Source organism: Brachybacterium sp. Z12, from assembly GCF_014400405.1.
GTDB lineage: Bacteria > Actinomycetota > Actinomycetes > Actinomycetales > Dermabacteraceae > Brachybacterium.
In genome coordinates this window covers 2,835,925-2,852,757 of record NZ_CP060496.1, presented here as the reverse complement: position 1 = coordinate 2,852,757, position 16,833 = coordinate 2,835,925, and the positions used below count along the sequence as shown (strand labels likewise).

The following is a 16,833-nucleotide window of genomic DNA, read 5'->3' as shown; positions in this document are numbered from 1 at the left end:
TCGTGCTGACCGCGGTCGGCTCGGCGGCCGTGTCCCTCGCCGGGGTCGTGCTCAGCCCGCTGGGTGGCCCGAGATTCGCGGGTGGTGCGCATGTCCGTCATGCGTGTGGTGCTCTGGGGTGCGCTGATCCTCGGCTTCATCGTGTTCATGAACATCGGCGCCGCCCTCATGGGCGGGGCCGGGGGCGGGATGGCCGCGATCGTGATCATGGTGCTGTTCGTCGCCGCCATCGTGGCGGGGATCAACGTCGTGGGGCCCTTCATCGTGTGGATCACCGCGCTGGCGCTCGCGAAGATCGCGCCCATCCCCTCGTTGATGGTGGGGGCACGGCGCCTGGCCGGCGACCCGCGAGCGGGCTGGAGGGCTGTCTCCGGCATCACCTTCGCCCTGGTCATCGCCGGCTTCCTCACGATGATCGCCACTCTCGGCGAGGCCACCAACCCGGAGGAGGCGATGATGTTCACCGCCATGACCACCGGCGGGCTCCTCACCCTGGGGATCGCTGCGGTGCTCGCCGCGGTCAGCACCGGGGTCTCCCAGACCGCCCGCGTGATCGACCAGGCTCCGCGCCTGCGCGCCCAGCACATCGCGGGCGCCGAGGTGGGCCAGCTGCACCGTGCCCGCCTCGCCGAGATCGCGGTCCCCGTGGGACTCAGCTCGCTGATCGCGACCGGCACCGCGTTTCTGGTGCTGACGACCTTCCTCGGAGGCGCCCCGAGCGACCCCATGATGGCGGTGCAGTATCTGCTCTGCGTGCTCGGCGCCTACGCCCTGGTGATCGCCGCGGTGCTGGTGGGCTCACCGCTGGTGAGGCGCTACGCGGTGCGGGCCGCCTGAGCGGGTTCCGCGGCCGAGCTCCAGCGTCGCCGACGGACGACCGATCGCTTCCCGGATCGGTCGTCCGTCGTCCTGCGTCCACCGGTGCCGGGGCGGCCGCTAGGCTGGAATCATGAATCCCGAGAACGTCGCCCCGAACGCCATCCCCGAGGGCGCGCACCTCATCGACGTGCGCGAGCAGAACGAGTGGGATGCGGGCCATGCCGCCGCCGCCCAGCATCTTCCGGCCAGCTCGCTGATGGAGAACCTCGAGCAGCTGCCCGAGACCGATGATCCGCTGTACATCGTGTGCCGCGGCGGTGGCCGCAGCTTCCAGGTCGCCCAGTGGCTGAACGCCAACGGCTACGAGGCGATCAACGTCGCCGGCGGCATGGACATGTGGTTCGAGTCCGGCCTGCCGATCGAGTCCGACGGGGACGGCGAGGCGTACATCCTCTGAACGGCTGAGGGTGCTGCCGCTGCGGCCCCTGGCGGGGCTCAGGTGGAGATGACGTCCCGCAGCAGGGCGTAGCCCACGAAGGCGAACACATCCAGCACGGTGTGCGCGATGACCAGGGGCAGCGTGCGCCTGGTTCGGCGGTACCACTCACCGAACACCAGCCCCATCACCAGGTTCGCGAGCCCCGGGCCCACCCCTGGTACGTGTGATACGCCCCGCGCAGCACAGCGGAGACGATGATGATCCGTCGGGCGGACCAGCCCAGCCGCTCCAGCCGCTGGAACAGGTAGCCGACCACGATCACCTCCTCCAGCACGGCGTTCTTCACCGCGTGGAGCACCAGCACCGGCAGCGTCCACCAGTGGGTGTCCAGCGCCGCCGGGATCACCTCGACGGTGGCTCCCAGCAGCCTGCCCAGGTAGTAGATGGCGAGGCCCGGCACCCCGATCCCGGCCGTCAGCAGCACGCCGTGGGCGAGGTCTCGCAGCGGGCGGCCGAGGTCCATCCCCAGATCCTGCAGCGCCTGCCGGAGCGATCCGGCGGTGAGGGTCAGCAGCAGCACCACCAGCGCGACCGGCACCAGGGCGAAGGTGACCGTCAGCAGCTGGTGGAGCAGATCCAGCCAGGGGTCCTCGCGCAGAGAGCTGTTCAGCGCGGTCGACTGCTCCGACAGCGGGCCAGCCGCGAGCGCCTGCGCCAGGGCGAGCAGGGAGTACACGGCACTGCGCCCCAGCGACAGGCCGAGCACGATCAGCACCTCGGCATGCAGCCAGGCTCGGCTCGGGGTCATCGATTCCACCCGGTCATGCTCTCACCTGCAGGGCCCGGCAGGTCGGCCTCGTGTCAGACTCGGAGCATGACGACAGAGCACCCCTCTCCCCGTTCCTCCCGCCCTGCAGTCCTGATCACCGGTGCGAACCGGGGATCGGCCGCGCCGTCGCCCAGGAGCTCGCGGCGGACCATCACCTGATCCTCGGCGGGCGCGATGAAGAGGGCCTGGCGGCGCTCGCCGCCGAGCTGCCCTCGGCCGAGGTGTTCGTGGCCGAGCTGACGGACTATGCCGCGACGGCCTCCGCTGTGGCCGCGCTGGACCTGCCCGGCGGGCTCGCGGGTGTGGTGCACTCCGCCGGCATCCTGGTCAACGGCAGCGTCGAAGAGCTGAGCGCCGCGGACTGGGAGCAGAACTTCGCAGTCAACGTCACCGCCGTCTCGGAGCTGACCCGGCTGCTGCTGCCTGCGCTGCGGGAGGCACGGGGCACGGTCGTCGCCGTGAACTCGGGCTCCGGATACAACGCCAAGGGCGAGCGCGGCGCCTATTCCGCCTCGAAGTTCGCGCTGCGCGCCTGGACCGATGCGCTGCGGCAGGAGGAGCTCGGCCACGGGGTGCGGGTCAGCTCGGTGCATCCGGGCCGGGTCGACACCGATATGCAGCATGAGCTGCGTGCGGCGGAGGACGGGGCCTACGAGACGGAGCGGTACCTGCGCCCCGCCACGGTCGCCGCGGCGATCGGCTTCGCGCTGCGCGTCCCGCAGGACGCCGTCATCGCGACCATCGACCTGCGGCCCCGCGAGATCGGCTGAGGGGCGGTCCGAACCTCGTCGACCGTTGCGCAGTGGGCGTTCCGACAGCTCAGAGCGCCCACTGCGCAACGGTCGGCAGGTGACCGGACCGGTCTGCGCCCTGGTCAGGCCTGCTTGTCGTCCAGGCGGGAGACCAGGCCCGCGGCATAGCCGACGTAGGTGTGCGGGCTCAGCGCCAGCAGCCGCTCCTGCTGCTCCGCCTCCGGCAGGCCCAGCGAGCCGATGAACTCGCGCATGCCCTCGCCGTCGACGCGGTGGCCGCGGGTGAGGTCCTTGAGCCGCTCGTAGGGATTGTCCAGGCCGGGGACGCCCTGGACGCCGAGGGTGCGCATCACCGACTGCACGGCCTCGCCGAGCACCTCCCAGTTCCCGTCGAGATCGGCGGCCATCGCGTCGGCGTCGACGTCGAGCCCTGCGAGGCCCTTGCGGATGTTCGCGATCGCGAGCAGCGAGTGCCCGATCGCGGGGCCGATGTTGCGCTGGGTGGTGGAGTCGGTGAGGTCCCGCTGCAGGCGCGAGGTGACCAGCGTCGAGGACAGCGAGTCCAGCAGCGCCCCGGAGATCTCGAGGTTCGCCTCGGCGTTCTCGAAGCGGATCGGGTTGACCTTGTGCGGCATGGTCGAGGAGCCGGTGCCGCCCTGGGCGGAGAGGCGCTGACGGAAGTAGCCCATCGAGATGTAGGTCCACACGTCGGTGGCCAGGTTGTGCAGGATCCGGCCGGCGCGGGCGATGTCCGCGTACACCTCGGCCTGCCAGTCATGCGACTCGATCTGCGTGGTCAGCGGGTTCCAGGTCAGCCCCAGATGCTCGACGAAGCTGCGGGAGACCTGCTCCCAGTCCGCCGAGGGCACCGAGACCGCGTGGGCGGCGTAGGTGCCAGTCGCGCCGTTGATCTTGCCGAGGTACTCGTCGGCCGCGATCCGGCGCTCCTGCCGGCCCAGGCGGTACGCGAACACGGCGATCTCTTTGCCGAGCGTGGTCGGGGTGGCGGGCTGGCCGTGGGTGCGCGAGAGCATCGGCGCCTCTGCCGCGTCCTTCGCGAGGGCGGTGAGATCCGCGATCACCTCGCGCAGCGCCGGCAGCCACACCTGCTCCACCGCGCCCTTGACCATCAGGGCGTAGGAGAGGTTGTTGACGTCCTCGCTGGTGCAGTAGATGTGCACCACCTCGGCGAGCGGCTCGAGCGAGGAGCCTGCCAGGCGACGCTTGATGTAGTACTCGATCGCCTTGACGTCGTGGACGGTCTCGCGCTCGATCTCGGCGTGCTCGGCGATGCCCTCGGCGCCGAAGTCCTCGGGGATGGCGCGCAGCAGGGCACGCTCGTCGTCCGTGAGGGTGCGCAGCCCGGGGATGACCTGCTGATCGAGCAGGTGGATCATCCACTCGGTCTCCACCACCAGGCGGGAGCGGTTCAGTGCCGCCTCGGAGAGATGGTCGACCAGCGGCGCGATCTGCGCGCGGTAGCGGCCGTCGAGCGGGGTCAGGGCGATCTGCGGGGTGATGTCCGCGAAGGAATGAGCCATGGGCCCATCCTCCCAGAATTGGCACCCTCCGCGCCGTCGATGTCCCGCTCGCGGACCGGGCAGCTCACTCGCCGGTCGAACGGGCGAGGTCACCCCTGTCGTTGCGCAGACCGGTGACCCCTTCGACGATCGCCGAGAGGATCCCGATGATCACGCCGGCCCCGAGCGCCCACCAGAAGCTGTCGAACGCCAGCGTCAGATCGAACAGGCCCGACACCCAGCTCGCGAGCAGCAGCATCAGTGTGTTGATGACCAGCTGGAACAGTCCCAGCGTGAGGCAGGTGATGGGGAGGGTGAGGAAGGACAGTATCGGCCTCACGATCACGTTGATCAGCGCAAGGATCAGCGCGATCGCCGCGATGGTGAGGACCTGGGTGAGCGTGGTGGCGCTGTCGTCGCCCAGGTGCATACCGGGCAGGATCAGAGCGGTGACCCACAGCGCGAGGCCGGTGACGATGATGTGACCGAGGAATCTCATGGCCCCATTGTCCGCCCAGAGGCTGGACAGCGCATCAGGGTTATCCCCCTCATGCGGGGTGAGGGCGTTGCAGCCCGCACCAGGACTCCCGTCGGACCGCTCCGTCACCGGGCTGCGCAGCGGCATACCCTGGCATCATGTCCGATCAGCCCGCCGAGAACATCCGCCTGCGCCCTGCCCTGGAGAACCTGCCCGCCTACGTCGCCGGCAAGCCCGCCGCCGATGACGGCGTCGTGCGCTACAAGGCCTCCTCGAACGAATCGCCCTTCCCACCGGTCGAAGCGGTGCGGGACGCCGTGGTCGCCTCGCTCGAGGGAGCGAACCGTTACCCGGATGCGGCCGCGCAGGAGCTGCGCACCGCGCTCGGGACGGAACACGGCGTGAATCCCTCCCAGGTCTCGCTGTCCACGGGCTCCGTGGCGGTCTCCGGAGACCTGGTACGGGCACTGGTCGGTGACGGCGACGAGGTGGTCTTCGCCTGGCGGTCCTTCGAGGCGTACCCGATCCTGGTCGGCTCCCACGGCGGGGTGCCCGTGCCGGTGGCGCTCACGGCGAGCGGCGAGCACGACCTCGAGGCGATGGCGGCGGCGGTCACCGACCGCACCCGGCTGATCCTGCTGTGCACACCGAACAACCCCACCGGGCCGTCGCTGTCCACCGAGCAGGTCGAGGGCTTCCTGGCCCGCGTGCCCGACCACGTGGTGGTCGCGATCGACGAGGCCTACCGGGAGTTCCACGACCCCGCCACCGTGCTCGGCACCGCCGGGCTCTTCCGCCGCCACGGCAACGTGGTGCTGCTGCGCACCTTCTCCAAGCTGCAGGGCCTGGCAGGGCTGCGGATCGGCTACGCGGTGGCGCACCCGCGCCTTGCCCGTGCGCTCGGCCAGGTCACGGTGCCCTTCGGGGCGAGCCTCCCCGCCCAGGCGGGAGCGCTGGTGAGCCTGCGCCCTGAGGTGCAGGACGAGCTCGACCACCGCGCCGGGTGGATCCGCGACGAACGCTCCCGGGTGATGCGCGCGCTCGCCACCCAGGGCTGGGAGCTTCCCGCCAGCCAAGGCAACTTCGTCTACTTCCCGCTGGGGGAGCGCAGCGCCGAGTTCGCCGAGTTCTCCGACGCGCGCGGGCTGGTGCTGCGCGCCTACGGCACCGACGGGGTGCGCGCCACGATCGCCGAGCAGGAGGCGAACGACCGCCTGATCGAGATCGCCGGGGCCTGGCGCGAGCGCTGAGGCCCGGCAGGATCGTCAGACCGCCGCCGGCGCGGCGCGCCTCAGCGCACCACCTCGTCGGCCTCCCCGCTCATCCCGAGCTTCTCGGCCACGTAGTCGATGTCCTTGTCGCCGCGGCCGGAGAGGTTCACCAGCAGGTTCGTCTCCGCGGGCAGCGTGGGGGCGAGGCGGATCGCGCGGGCCAGGGCGTGGGCAGATTCCAGCGCCGGGATGATGCCCTCGGTGCGGCTGAGCCGCTGGAAGGCATCCAGCACCGCGTCGTCGCCCTCCTTGACGTACTCCACCCGGCCCGCGTCGCGCAGGTGCACGTGCTGCGGGCCCACGCCGGGGTAGTCCAGGCCCGAGGCGATCGAATGGACCTCGCCAGGATCGCCCGCCTCGTCCTGGAGGACGAGGGTCTCCATCCCGTGCAGCATCCCGGGGCGGCCGAAGGTCATCGTGGCCGCGTGCTGGCCGGGCTCATCGCCCTGACCACCCGGCTCCACACCGATCAGGCGGACGCCCGGGTCCTCGAGGTAGGCGGTGAAGGCGCCCATCGCGTTCGAGCCCCCGCCCACCGAGGCGATCACCGCATCGGGCAGGCGGCCATGCGCGGCCAGGAACTGGGCGCGGGTCTCGCGGCCCACGACGGACTGGAAGTCGCGCACCAGATCCGGGAACGGGGCCGGGCCCACCACGGAACCGATCGCGAAGAGGTACCGCTCCGGATCCGCGGCGTAGACGCCGAAGGCAGAGTCCACGGCCTCCTTGAGGGTCTGCTGACCAGCCTCGACGGAGACCACCTTCGCGCCCAGCAGGCGCATCCGCACCACATTTGGGTGCTGCTTGGCGACGTCCACCGCACCCATGTGGATCTCGCACTCGAGCCCCACCAGCGCAGCGGCCGTCGCGAGCGCCACCCCGTGCTGACCAGCGCCGGTCTCCGCGATCAGGGTGCGCTTGCCCATCCGCTTCGCCAGCAGCGCCTCGCCGACGGTGTGGTTGATCTTGTGCGCGCCGGTGTGGTTCAGATCCTCGCGCTTGAGATGGATGCGGGCCCCGCCGAGGCTGTCGGAGAGACGATCCGCGGGGAGATCGGGGAGGGACGGCCCACGTAGTCGCGCAGCAGGCGCGTGTACTCGGCATAGAACTCCGGGTCGTGACGGGCCTCCTCGTAGGCCGAGGCGACCTCTGCCATCGGGCCCACCAGCGGCGGCGGCAGGATCGCGCCGCCGTACTGCCCGAAGCGGCCGCCGGAGTTGCCGACGAACTGCGGGGAGCGGGTGAGGTCGGTGGCCTCGGCGAGGGTGCGGGGGCGGCCGACGAAGGGTCTGCCGAGGGTGCCGTGTGCGGGGCGATGGCGGTCATGAGGATCCTCAGGGGTACGGGCCCGTCCCGGGCTGCTCCGTTGCAGGAAGAAGCCGCCCGGCAGCGGGCGGCTTCTGTGTCAGCGCATGCGACAGGGGACCGCCCTCAGGCGGTCCACCAGCTGATCGTCGCGAGGCGCATGGCAGGAACGATAGCCCGCGGTGGAGCCGTCGTGAGGCACGGTCCGGCCTGTGGATCGTGAGGGCCTGCGCCGGGGAGGGGATCGTGAGCCAGGGGGGACGACGGTTCTCACCGGCGGCAAGGGGCGGACACCACTACCACTCCGGCCGCTGGCGTCGATAGCCTCGGGAGCGGTCGGGTCCCTGCCGCTGCGGGAAGGGCGCCCGAGGTGCCCGGTCCGACTGCCCCAGACCCCTCCCCACCTCCACGAAGGACCACCATGAGCACCCCCGCCGCGCCCGCCCCCGTCCTCGGCGGGGCCCGCGCCTACGTGGTGTGGGTCGCTGCGGTGACCGCCTACTCGATCGCGGTCCTGCAGCGCACCACGATGGGGGTCGCCGGGCTCGAGGCCACCGAACGCTTCGGCGCTTCCGCCACCATCGTCTCCACCTTCGTGGTGCTGCAGCTGGCCGTCTACGCGATCTGTCAGATCCCCGCCGGGCTGCTGCTGGACCGTTACGGTTCCCGCGTCACCCTCGTCGCTGGGGCGCTCCTGATGGGCGGCGGGCAGCTGCTGATGGCCCAGACGGAGACCATCGGCGTCGCGATGGGGGCCCGCATCATCCTCGGCGCGGGCGATGCGCTGACCTTCTCCAGCGCGATCCGACTGGTCCCGGCCTGGTTCCCCGCGGCGCGGGTCCCGGTCCTCACCCAGCTGACCGGCATCCTCGGGCAGGTCGGGCAGATCGCCTCGGCAGTGCCCTTCGTGGCCGTGCTGACCATTGCCGGCTGGAGCACAGCCTTCACCTCGGCCGCCTCCGTGAGCGCGGTCGCCGCGATGCTGGCCCTGCTGGTGGTGCGGGCGACCCCGCCCGGTATTCCTCGCCCGCGGGTGAAGCAGGACCTCACCAAGATCCCGCTGGTGCTTGCGCGGATCATCCGTCACCCCTCCACCCAGCTGGGCTTCTTCACCCACTTCACCGCCGGCTTCACGGGCATCTCCTTCTCCATGATGTGGGGATACCCGTATCTCACCGCAGGGGAGGGGCTCAGCCGGCCCGCGGCCTCGGCGGTGATGACCGTGCTGGTGGTGGTCGCCATCATCGGCGGCCCGCTGATCGGCGCCCTCACCCAGCGCCACCCGCTGCGCCGCTCCACCCTGGTGCTGCTGATCGTCGCCACCATCGTGGTGCCCCTGCTCGCGCTGGTGCTGTGGCCGGGACCGGCCCCGATCTGGCTGCTCATCGTGCTGGTCTCCGGCTTCTCGATCGGCGGGCCGGCCAGCAGCGTCGGCTTCGACTTCCCGCGCACAGACCTGGCCCGCCACCGGCTGGGAACCGCGACCGGCGTGGTGATCATGGGCGGCTTCATCGGCGGCCTGCTCGCGATCCTGCTCATCGGCGTGGTGCTGGACCTGCTGCGGCCCGACGGGAACTACGACCTCCAAGCGTTCCGGCTCGCGTTCGCGGTGCAGCTGCCGATGCTTGCGGTCGGGGTGATCGGGATGCTGCTCACCCGCCGCACGCTGCGGCGCAGAATGTCGGCGCAGGGTCGCGAGGTCCCGCTGTGGCGCGACGTCTGGCGCTCGGGGCGCTGGCGCCGGCTGTAAGGGACCAGGACACAGGGACCAGGACGCAGCCCAGGGTCGGGTTCACAGTCGGGACCACGAGTGAATTCGCGATCGAGGTCGGGGTCGATTTCACGGTCGGGACCATGCCGGGTCCCGGCCGCACAGGCCGACGAGTCGTTCCAGCGGCGCAGCCCCGGGGCCGACGGGGACCGGCGGGGCGAAGGCGTCCTCCTGGGCCATGAGCGCCGTGTGCGGCGCGAACGCCGCGTGGAGTGCTCGGTGCAGGTTCTCGTCCGTGGCGGGCTCGAGCCCCTGGGAGCGTGAGAGGTCCCAGGTGTGGACTGCGAGATCGAGTGTCAGCATCTGCAGCTGGACGAGGTGATCGACCATCTCCCCGTCGGCCGCGTCATGCCCCTCGCTCACGTGGGCGAGCACCTCGGCGGCGGTCCAGGTGCCGGAGGGGGTCGGCGCGTCGGCGTCCGTCACGCTCCGAGCGACCGCGTCGTAGTGTGCGCGGGCCGCAGCGTGGTGGCGACGCCAGGAAGGGATGTCGGAGATGCCTGGTTCCGGTTCAGCCATGCCGACAGTGTGCGACCGCCGTCACCGCAGGGCAAGGGGAACGGACGTCGTGCGGGTGCTGCCGGTGAGGGCTTGCCGCGCCGTCGCGATCTGGCGTAACGTTCCCCCATAGTTTAATTTCAAGGAGGAAGTATGTCGTTCACGCTGGGGATCGTCGGGATCGGACAGTTCGGCTCCCACTTTGCGGAGCTCTTCGCCGCCCACCCCGAGATCGATGCGCTCTACGCCGTCGACTCCGTCCCCGAGCGGATCGACGCGGTCGAAGCTCGGGGCGTGGCATTCGCCAAGCGCTTCGAGACCCTCGAGGACCTGCTCGCCTCGGACGTCGACGCCGTCGCGATCTTCACCCAGCGCTGGACCCACGGCGAGCACGCGCTCGCCGCACTGCGCGCCGGGAAGCACGTCTACTCCGCGGTGCCGATGGCGATCCACGAGGACGAGATCCGCCAGATCACCGAAGAGGTCCAGCGCACAGGCCTGGTCTACATGATGGGCGAGACCAGCCAGTACAACGCCGCCGTGGTGCTGGCCCGCCGCATCCACCGCTCCGGCCTTCGGCGAGGTGTTCTACGCCGAAGGCGACTACGTCCACGACATGGATCTTGGCTTCTACGACGCCTACAAGTACTCCGGCGGCGAGAACTGGAAGGCCACCGCCTCCTACCCGCCGCTGCTGTACCCCACCCACTCCATCGGCGGGATCCTCGGCGTGCTGGGGGAGCGGCACGCCGTGTCCGTCTCGGCGCTGGGGCGTCCCGACACCCGCGGCGACGGCGTGTTCGACAAGGACGTCTCGATGTTCGGCAACGACGTCTCCAACGCCTTCGCCCTGTTCGGGATGGACAACGGCGGCGCCTTCCGCACCAACGAGCTGCGCCGCGTGGGCTACCCCAGCCACAAGCGCGAGTCCCGCTTCCGCTTCTTCGGCGAGGAGTCGAGCTTCGAGGAGACCATCGACGTCACCTACTGGCACGACAAGCGGCGCGTGCTCGAGGTGACCGATCTGATCAGCACCCAGGCCACTATGAGCCTGGATGATCCGCGCCTGGCGGACGTCTCCCCGACGCTGCGTGACGCCTTCGTGGCCGGCGCCGCGGCCGCCCACAACCAGCCCCGCCTGCCCAAGGAGTTCCAGGGCATGCCGAACGGGCATGAGGGCGCCCACCACTTCCTGGTCGACGACTTCGCCCGCGCGGTGGTCGACGGCATGCAGCCCATGGTCAACGCCTGGCAGGCCGCCCGCTACACCCTGCCCGGCGTCATCGCGCACCAGTCGATGAACCAGGCCGGCGAGCGGCTCGAGATCCGCGACCTCGGCGACTGCCCGCTGCCGGTCCAGGACCTCGATGCGGACCAGGAGCCGATCGACCTCGAGGCGCTGTACGCCGCGCAGGAGGCGGCGAAGGGCACCGTCATCGAGTGACCCGATGTGATCCGATCTGACCCGACTGCGGGCCCGGCACCTCATGGTGTCGGGCCCGCAGTCTTCGGGGAGGACGTTCCTGGCCGTCCTCGCGGGCGGCAGCCCGTCCCGTGCGCAGCATGTGGTTGCCCGGACTGCGGCCCCGCCCATTAGGCAAGGGGGTTGTATAACAGTCGGAGCTCGGCAGCGCCCGGGGGATGGCAAGACGCCCCAGAAGTGGTAACTTCACTCCCGTCACGCATTGGAATGAAGTTTTCTCATCGGCCGGTCTCCTGGGTGGAGCCGAGTCGGAGAACCGACGAAGGAGTCATCCATGATCGCTCGACGACACGTCCTGGCCGCTGGTGCGGCAGGCTCGGCCGCCCTCGCCCTCGCCGCCTGCGGAGGCGACTCCGGCGGCTCCGGCGGAGAGGTGGACGGTGACGGCAAGACCATCACCATGTGGCTGATGGAGGGCACCAACGCCAGCGCCGACACCTACATCGAGGAGCTCAAGGCCGCGTTCGCCGAGGCCACCGGCGCCACGCTCGATGTGCAGGTGCAGCCCTGGGACGGCGCCCACGACAAGTTCGTCACCGCCATGGCCGGCGGCACCGGCCCCGATGTCGCCGAGGTCGGCACCACCTGGGTGCCCGAGTTCGCCGACGCCGGAGGCCTGGACGAGCTCACCGAGGACATCGAGGCGGCAGGCCTCGCCGACGGCCTGGTCGAGGGTCTGGTCGAGGCGGGCACGCTCGAGGGTGCGATGTACGGGATGCCCTGGTACGCCGGTGTGCGCTCGATCCTCGGCAACCGGGACATGCTCGAGGAGGCGGGAGTGAACTCGCAGCCGCAGAACTGGGACGAGCTGCTCACGATGATCACCACTCTCGAGGAGCACAACCCGGACTGGATCTCCTTCCCCGTCCCCGGGTCCAGCATCTTCTCCGCCACGCCGCCTTCATCTGGGCGCCGGCGGCGAGATCGCCGAAGAGGCCGATGGCACCTGGACCGCCACCGTGAACTCCCCGGAGGCCGTCGAGGGGCTGACCTGGTACACGGACCTCGCGCTGAAGCACAACTCCTCGACCGCGGCAGCCACCACCTGGGTGGAGACCGAGGCGCTCGCCGAGTTCCTCCAGGAGAAGGTGCCGATGTTCATCACCGGCTCCTGGGTCCCCGCCACGATCCGTGCGGACAACCCCGAGCTAGCGGAGAAGCTCGTCGCCTTCACCATCCCGGCCAAGGACAGTCCCGTCGCGCCGTCCTTCCTCGGCGGCTCCCTGATGTGCCGCTTCACCGAGACCCAGGAGCCCGAGCTCGCCTTCGAGCTCATCAAGCTGGTCACCACCGGCGACTTCGCCACCCGCTGGGCCGAGGAGACCAACTACTTCCCCGGCACCATCGAGGCGATGGACGAGGTCGTCGCGGGCGGCGACGAGCTCACCGCGGTCTTCGCGCAGCAGATGACCGAGGGCGGCAAGACCGTCCCGGTCACCCCGTCCTGGGGCAAGATCGAGGGCGCCAAGACCATGAGCACCCTGGTGGGCACCATCCTCGAGGGCACCCCGGTCCAGGACGCGGCTGACACCGCCGCCGCCGAGATGGACGGCTTCTTCTCCGAATGAGCCCGACCTCGACCGCCGGCGCGAAGACCCGGCAGGACGGTGCGGAGGGGTTCACCCGCCGCACCGTCCCGCTGGGGCGCCGCCTCCGCCGTGCCGCCGCCCCCTGGCTCCTGCTGGCCCCCGGCCTGATCGTGCTCGGGGTGCTGCTCCTGTGGCCGATGCTGCGGGTGCTGAATCTGTCGCTGCAGGACTACGAGCTGCGCAACCTCCTGCGTGGCGACACCGACTACGTGGGGCTGGACAACTACATCCAGGTCCTCACGGATCCTTTCCTGTGGAAGATCGTGCTGCCGAACACCGTCGGCTTCGCGGTCGTGTGCGTGGTGCTGACGATGATCGTCGGCACCGTCGTCGCACTGTTCCTGAACTCCCTGGGCACCGTGTGGCGCTCGATCTCCACCACTGCGGTCATGGTCGCCTGGGCAGTCCCGGCGCTGACCGGCACCTACATCTTCGTCTGGCTCTTCGACCCGCAGTCGGGGCTGGTGATCTCGACGCTCGACGGGCTCGGGATCATGGAGGCGGGCAGCTACAACTGGTTCACCAACCGGTGGACCTTCTACGCGATCGCCACGATCAACGTCGTCTATCACGGCTTCCCGTTCATCGCCGTGACGATGCTGGCGGGCCTGATGACCGTCCCGCAGGAGCACTACGAGGCCGCCGCGCTGGACGGCGCGAGCGCATGGGGACGCTTCTGGAACGTCACCGTCCCCACGCTGCGTCCCATCATCGCGGTCTGCGTGATCCTCTCCACGATCTGGGACTTCAAGGTGTTCGTGCAGATCTTCCTGATGCCCGGTGGTGACGGCACCACCCGCTCGGTGATGAACCTCGGCGTGTGGTCGTACACCCAGTCCTTCGCCCAGGGCGAGTACGGCATGGGCTCCACGATCGCGGTGCTGCTGACGGCGCTGCTCGTGGTGATCTCGGTGGTCTACATCCGCACGCTGATGAAGGAGGAGGAGCTGTGAACCGTCGGACCCCCGCCTCCACGGCCGGCAAGGCGATCGGCGTGGTCGTGCTCATGTCGCTGAGCCTGTTCCCCTTCTACTGGATGGTCTCCACCGCAGTGGACACCAGCCCCCTCTCGCGCGGAGCGAGCCTGCTGCCCAGCGGCTTCACCCTCGACCACTTCCGCTACGTGCTGGTCGACGCCGGCTTCCTGCGCTACGTGCGGGTCTCGGTGATCGTGGCCGTGGGCACCGTGGTGCTGTCCGCGATCGTGGCGCTGCTGGCCGCGGTGGCGGTGGCGCGGTTCCGCTTCCGCCTGCGCACCCAGGTTCTGATCATGGTGCTGATGGTGCAGATGGTCCCGCTCGAGGCGCTGGTCATCCCGTTGTTCCTCCAGGCGCGGACGCTGAACATGCTCAACTCCCTGCTGGGCCTGATCATCGTGTACCTGGGCTTCTCGCTCGCGTTCGCGATCTGGAACCTGCGCGGCTTCGTCGCGGCGGTCCCGCGCGAGCTGGAGGAGGCCGCGTACATCGACGGCGCCTCCTGGTTCCGCATGTTCCGCTCCGTGCTGCTGCCGCTGGTCGCCCCCGGGCTGGTCGCGACCTCGGTGTTCTCCTTCATCACCGCCTGGAACGAGTTCATCTTCGCGCTGACCTTCATGCAGGACAGCTCGAAGTACACCGTCGGCGTGGGTCTGCGCACCTTCTTCACCCAGAACACCGCGGACTGGGGCTCGGTGATGGCCGCCTCGACGATCATCACGCTCCCCGTGGTGATCTTCTTCGTGCTGGTCCAGCGCAACCTCGCCAAGGGCATGACCGCCGGCGCCGTGAAAGGCTGAGGCATGGAAACTGTCTCCTGGGACACCGACGCGCTCGGCGTGCTGATGGCCCCCTTCACCGGGACCGAGCTGCCCGACTGGGTGGGGGAGGTGCTCGATGAGGGGCTCGCCTCCGTGATCCTGTTCGGGCACAACACCCCCGACCCGCAGACCACCGGGCGTCTTGCACGGGCGGTGCATGCGCGCGCCGACGACTGCGTGGTCGCGATCGATGAGGAGGGCGGGGATGTCACCCGCATCCAGTCCACCACCGGCTCGTCCCTGCCCACCGCCTGGGCGCTGGGGAGGTCGATGACACCGAGCTGACCCGCAAGGTCGGCAACGTGCTGGGTGACCTGCTGGCCGCCTGCGACCTGGACCTCGACCTCGCCCCGGTGCTCGACGTCTCCACCGACCCGGCGAATCCGGTCATCGGCACCAGGGCGTTCGGCGACGATCCCGATCGGGTCGCCGCCCATGCCCGGGCCTTCGCCGCCGGGCTGGTCGAAGCGGGGCTGGCCACCTGCGCCAAGCATTTCCCCGGTCACGGCGCGACGGCGGCCGATTCCCACACCGCGCTGCCGCTGATCGATCTGGATGCCCAGCAGTTCGAGCGGGAGCACCTCGCTCCTTGGCGGATCGTGCCCTGGCTCGACAGCGTGATGACCGCCCATGTGCTGGTCCCCGCCTACGGCGAGGGCCCCGCCTCGATCTCCCCCTGTCGCGGCCGCTGCTGGACCGCGTCGCCGGGGGCATCTTCCACGGGCTGGTGATCACCGACGCCTTGGACATGGGCGCCGTCGCGGAGGATCCCGGCTACGGCGAGGCGGTGGTGCGGGCGATCGAGGCCGGCGCCGATCTGCTGTGCCTGGGCTCCTCCTTGCGCCGAGATGACCAGCAGATGCTGCGGGATGCGCATGACGCCCTGATCGAAGCGGTGGACTCCGGGCGGATCGCACGGGAAGCGCTGCAGGAGCGCGCGCAGCGCACCCGCGGCATCCTGCGCACCCTGCGCACGCGCCGCCGCTTCGTCCCCCGATGCCGCTCGCGGACGCCATCCGCCAGGCCGAGCAGCTCGGCGCCGAAGCGGCCTCCCTCGCGGTCCGCGGCCGCCATGCGGCGCTCGAGCTCGGCCCCGCCGCGGTGGTCGACGTGAGGTTCCGCGCCCAGCACGCCTCCGGAGCCCGCTCCCAGCAGCTGGTCCATGCTCTGCGCGAATGCGGGGTGCAGGCCCAGGAGCCTGACTACCCCGATCAGATCGGCGGGGCCGCGCAGCTGCTCATCCTGACCCGGCTGCCGCGCAGCGATGCGGAGGAGGGCCGGCACCTGGCCGAGCTGCTCGAGCGCAGGCCCGAGGCGATCGTGGTCCACACCGGCGTCCCCGACGCCGCGCCCGACCATCGCCGCCTGGTCCTCGCCCACGGCGGCGGCCGCACCATGATGCGCGCCGCCGCGCAGCTCATGCTCGAGGGGGCACGCTGATGCGGATGCGAGTGCTGGGAATGATGTCCGGGACCAGCCTCGACGGAATCGACGTAGCGCTGGTCGACTTCACCCGCGACAGCGAGCACCCCTCGACCCTGCGCGGGCATGTGGTCCACACGGGTGAGGAGCCCTGGCCCGCGGCGACCCAGGAGGCGCTGCGCGCAGTGCTCCCGCCCGCACCCGCTGATGTCGCCACCTGGAACCGCCTGCACGCCGAGGTCGGGGAGGCCTTCGCCGACGCCGCTGCTCGCGTGCTCGCGCGCCACGGCGGAGCCGATCTGGTCGCCACCCACGGCCAGACCCTGCACCACGATGTGCGCGCCGACGGCACCGTGCACGCCACGCTGCAGATCGGGGACGCCTCCCGGATCGCGGCCGCGACCTCGCTGCCCGTCCTGGCGGATCTGCGGACCGCCGATGTGGCCGCGGGAGGACAGGGCGCCCCGCTCGCCCCCCCGATCCTCGACCAGCTCCTGCTGGGCGCTGACGGCATCCCCACGGCGGTGCTGAACATCGGCGGCATCTCCAACCTCACCCTGGTCGGCACGGGCGAGGTGATCGCGGGGGACCTCGGCCCCGGCAACGCCCTGCTCGACGCCGCCGTGCATGCCGCGACCGGGCGCAGCGCCGACGTCGACGCCGCGCTCGCCCGCACCGGCACGGTGAGCGCCGCCGCGCTCCGCACCCTCCTCGAGGAACCGTTCTACGCCCGTCCGCTGCCGCGCTCGACGGGAAGGGAGCACTTCGACGGCGACTACGTGCGCCGACTGCTGGGGAGGAGACGTTCACAGCGCTGACGCTCCCCGATCTCCTGGCCACCCTGGTCGAGCTCACCGCG

The 16,833-nt window shown here is 70.6% G+C and carries 17 protein-coding genes and 4 pseudogenes; 15 read left to right on the top strand and 6 right to left on the bottom strand.

The window, feature by feature from the left end; all coding sequences use genetic code 11:
* Window positions 1-90 precede the first annotated feature (90 nt).
* On the top strand, window positions 91-837 hold the full coding sequence (locus H3H54_RS15095; RefSeq protein WP_262424503.1) for a hypothetical protein: 747 nt from the start codon (window positions 91-93) through the stop codon (window positions 835-837).
* Window positions 838-949: 112 nt separating this feature from the next.
* The gene (locus tag H3H54_RS15090; RefSeq protein WP_262424502.1) at window positions 950-1,276 is read left to right on the top strand and encodes a rhodanese-like domain-containing protein; all 327 of its coding nucleotides are present in this window, start codon (window positions 950-952) and stop codon (window positions 1,274-1,276) included.
* A gap of 38 nt (window positions 1,277-1,314) precedes the next feature.
* Here the strand turns inward: H3H54_RS15090 and H3H54_RS19140 are convergent, their stop codons facing one another.
* Complete coding sequence (locus H3H54_RS19140; protein ID WP_316249054.1) at window positions 1,315-1,443, bottom strand: hypothetical protein; 129 nt, start codon at window positions 1,441-1,443, stop codon at window positions 1,315-1,317.
* Window positions 1,443-2,066, bottom strand: coding sequence for a CPBP family intramembrane glutamic endopeptidase (locus tag H3H54_RS15085; protein ID WP_316249053.1), 624 nt, complete (start codon window positions 2,064-2,066; stop codon window positions 1,443-1,445). The genes H3H54_RS19140 and H3H54_RS15085 overlap by 1 nt, the downstream gene beginning before the upstream one ends.
* A gap of 66 nt (window positions 2,067-2,132) precedes the next feature.
* On the opposite strand from H3H54_RS15085, the pseudogene H3H54_RS15080 reads away from it, so the two are divergent.
* Window positions 2,133-2,857: pseudogene (locus H3H54_RS15080) on the top strand (SDR family oxidoreductase).
* Between the two features lie 104 nt (window positions 2,858-2,961).
* Here H3H54_RS15080 and purB read toward each other — a convergent pair.
* Both purB and H3H54_RS15070 read right to left on the bottom strand, forming a co-directional pair.
* Window positions 2,962-4,380 (bottom strand): adenylosuccinate lyase, encoded by a 1,419-nt coding sequence (purB, locus tag H3H54_RS15075; RefSeq protein ID WP_262424500.1) that lies wholly within the window; start codon window positions 4,378-4,380, stop codon window positions 2,962-2,964.
* A gap of 64 nt (window positions 4,381-4,444) precedes the next feature.
* Entirely contained in the window at window positions 4,445-4,858 is a 414-nt protein-coding gene (locus H3H54_RS15070; protein WP_262424499.1) for a phage holin family protein, read from the bottom strand.
* 137 nt (window positions 4,859-4,995) lie between these two features.
* Between H3H54_RS15070 and H3H54_RS15065 the strand changes: the two genes are divergently transcribed.
* A complete protein-coding gene (locus H3H54_RS15065; RefSeq protein ID WP_262424498.1) occupies window positions 4,996-6,087 on the top strand; it encodes a histidinol-phosphate transaminase in 1,092 nt (363 codons plus the stop codon).
* Window positions 6,088-6,128: 41 nt separating this feature from the next.
* Here H3H54_RS15065 and trpB read toward each other — a convergent pair.
* Window positions 6,129-7,291, bottom strand: a pseudogene (trpB, locus tag H3H54_RS15060) (tryptophan synthase subunit beta).
* Window positions 7,292-7,834: 543 nt separating this feature from the next.
* On the opposite strand from trpB, the gene H3H54_RS15055 reads away from it, so the two are divergent.
* Window positions 7,835-9,163: a nitrate/nitrite transporter gene (locus H3H54_RS15055; protein ID WP_262424497.1), complete on the top strand. Its 1,329-nt coding sequence runs from the start codon at window positions 7,835-7,837 to the stop codon at window positions 9,161-9,163.
* A gap of 90 nt (window positions 9,164-9,253) precedes the next feature.
* On the opposite strand, the gene H3H54_RS15050 is transcribed toward H3H54_RS15055, so the two are convergent.
* The gene (locus tag H3H54_RS15050) at window positions 9,254-9,703 is read right to left on the bottom strand and encodes a hypothetical protein (RefSeq protein ID WP_262424496.1); all 450 of its coding nucleotides are present in this window, start codon (window positions 9,701-9,703) and stop codon (window positions 9,254-9,256) included.
* 132 nt (window positions 9,704-9,835) lie between these two features.
* Here H3H54_RS15050 and H3H54_RS15045 point away from each other — a divergent pair.
* From H3H54_RS15045 to H3H54_RS15000, 10 genes and pseudogenes are all read left to right on the top strand, one after another.
* A pseudogene (locus H3H54_RS15045) lies at window positions 9,836-11,126 on the top strand (Gfo/Idh/MocA family protein).
* A gap of 313 nt (window positions 11,127-11,439) precedes the next feature.
* Window positions 11,440-11,952, top strand: a pseudogene (locus H3H54_RS15040) (extracellular solute-binding protein); the annotation flags it as partial.
* Window positions 11,953-12,070: 118 nt separating this feature from the next.
* Window positions 12,071-12,733, top strand: coding sequence for an extracellular solute-binding protein (locus H3H54_RS15035; RefSeq protein WP_316249228.1), 663 nt, complete (start codon window positions 12,071-12,073; stop codon window positions 12,731-12,733).
* Window positions 12,730-13,707, top strand: coding sequence for a carbohydrate ABC transporter permease (locus tag H3H54_RS15030; RefSeq protein WP_262424495.1), 978 nt, complete (start codon window positions 12,730-12,732; stop codon window positions 13,705-13,707). The genes H3H54_RS15035 and H3H54_RS15030 overlap by 4 nt, the downstream gene beginning before the upstream one ends.
* Window positions 13,704-14,531: a carbohydrate ABC transporter permease gene (locus tag H3H54_RS15025; RefSeq protein WP_262424494.1), complete on the top strand. Its 828-nt coding sequence runs from the start codon at window positions 13,704-13,706 to the stop codon at window positions 14,529-14,531. The genes H3H54_RS15030 and H3H54_RS15025 overlap by 4 nt, the downstream gene beginning before the upstream one ends.
* A gap of 3 nt (window positions 14,532-14,534) precedes the next feature.
* Window positions 14,535-14,837, top strand: a complete 303-nt coding sequence (locus H3H54_RS15020; RefSeq protein ID WP_262424493.1) for a hypothetical protein — start codon at window positions 14,535-14,537, stop codon at window positions 14,835-14,837.
* 17 nt (window positions 14,838-14,854) lie between these two features.
* Window positions 14,855-15,283, top strand: coding sequence for a glycoside hydrolase family 3 N-terminal domain-containing protein (locus H3H54_RS15015; protein WP_262424492.1), 429 nt, complete (start codon window positions 14,855-14,857; stop codon window positions 15,281-15,283).
* On the top strand, window positions 15,280-15,666 hold the full coding sequence (locus H3H54_RS15010) for a glycoside hydrolase family 3 N-terminal domain-containing protein (protein ID WP_262424491.1): 387 nt from the start codon (window positions 15,280-15,282) through the stop codon (window positions 15,664-15,666). The genes H3H54_RS15015 and H3H54_RS15010 overlap by 4 nt, the downstream gene beginning before the upstream one ends.
* A complete protein-coding gene (locus tag H3H54_RS15005; protein ID WP_262424490.1) occupies window positions 15,663-15,992 on the top strand; it encodes a hypothetical protein in 330 nt (109 codons plus the stop codon). The genes H3H54_RS15010 and H3H54_RS15005 overlap by 4 nt, the downstream gene beginning before the upstream one ends.
* Before the next feature lie 5 nt (window positions 15,993-15,997).
* Window positions 15,998-16,792: an anhydro-N-acetylmuramic acid kinase gene (locus tag H3H54_RS15000; protein WP_262424489.1), complete on the top strand. Its 795-nt coding sequence runs from the start codon at window positions 15,998-16,000 to the stop codon at window positions 16,790-16,792.
* The last annotated feature ends 41 nt before the right edge of the window (window positions 16,793-16,833 follow it).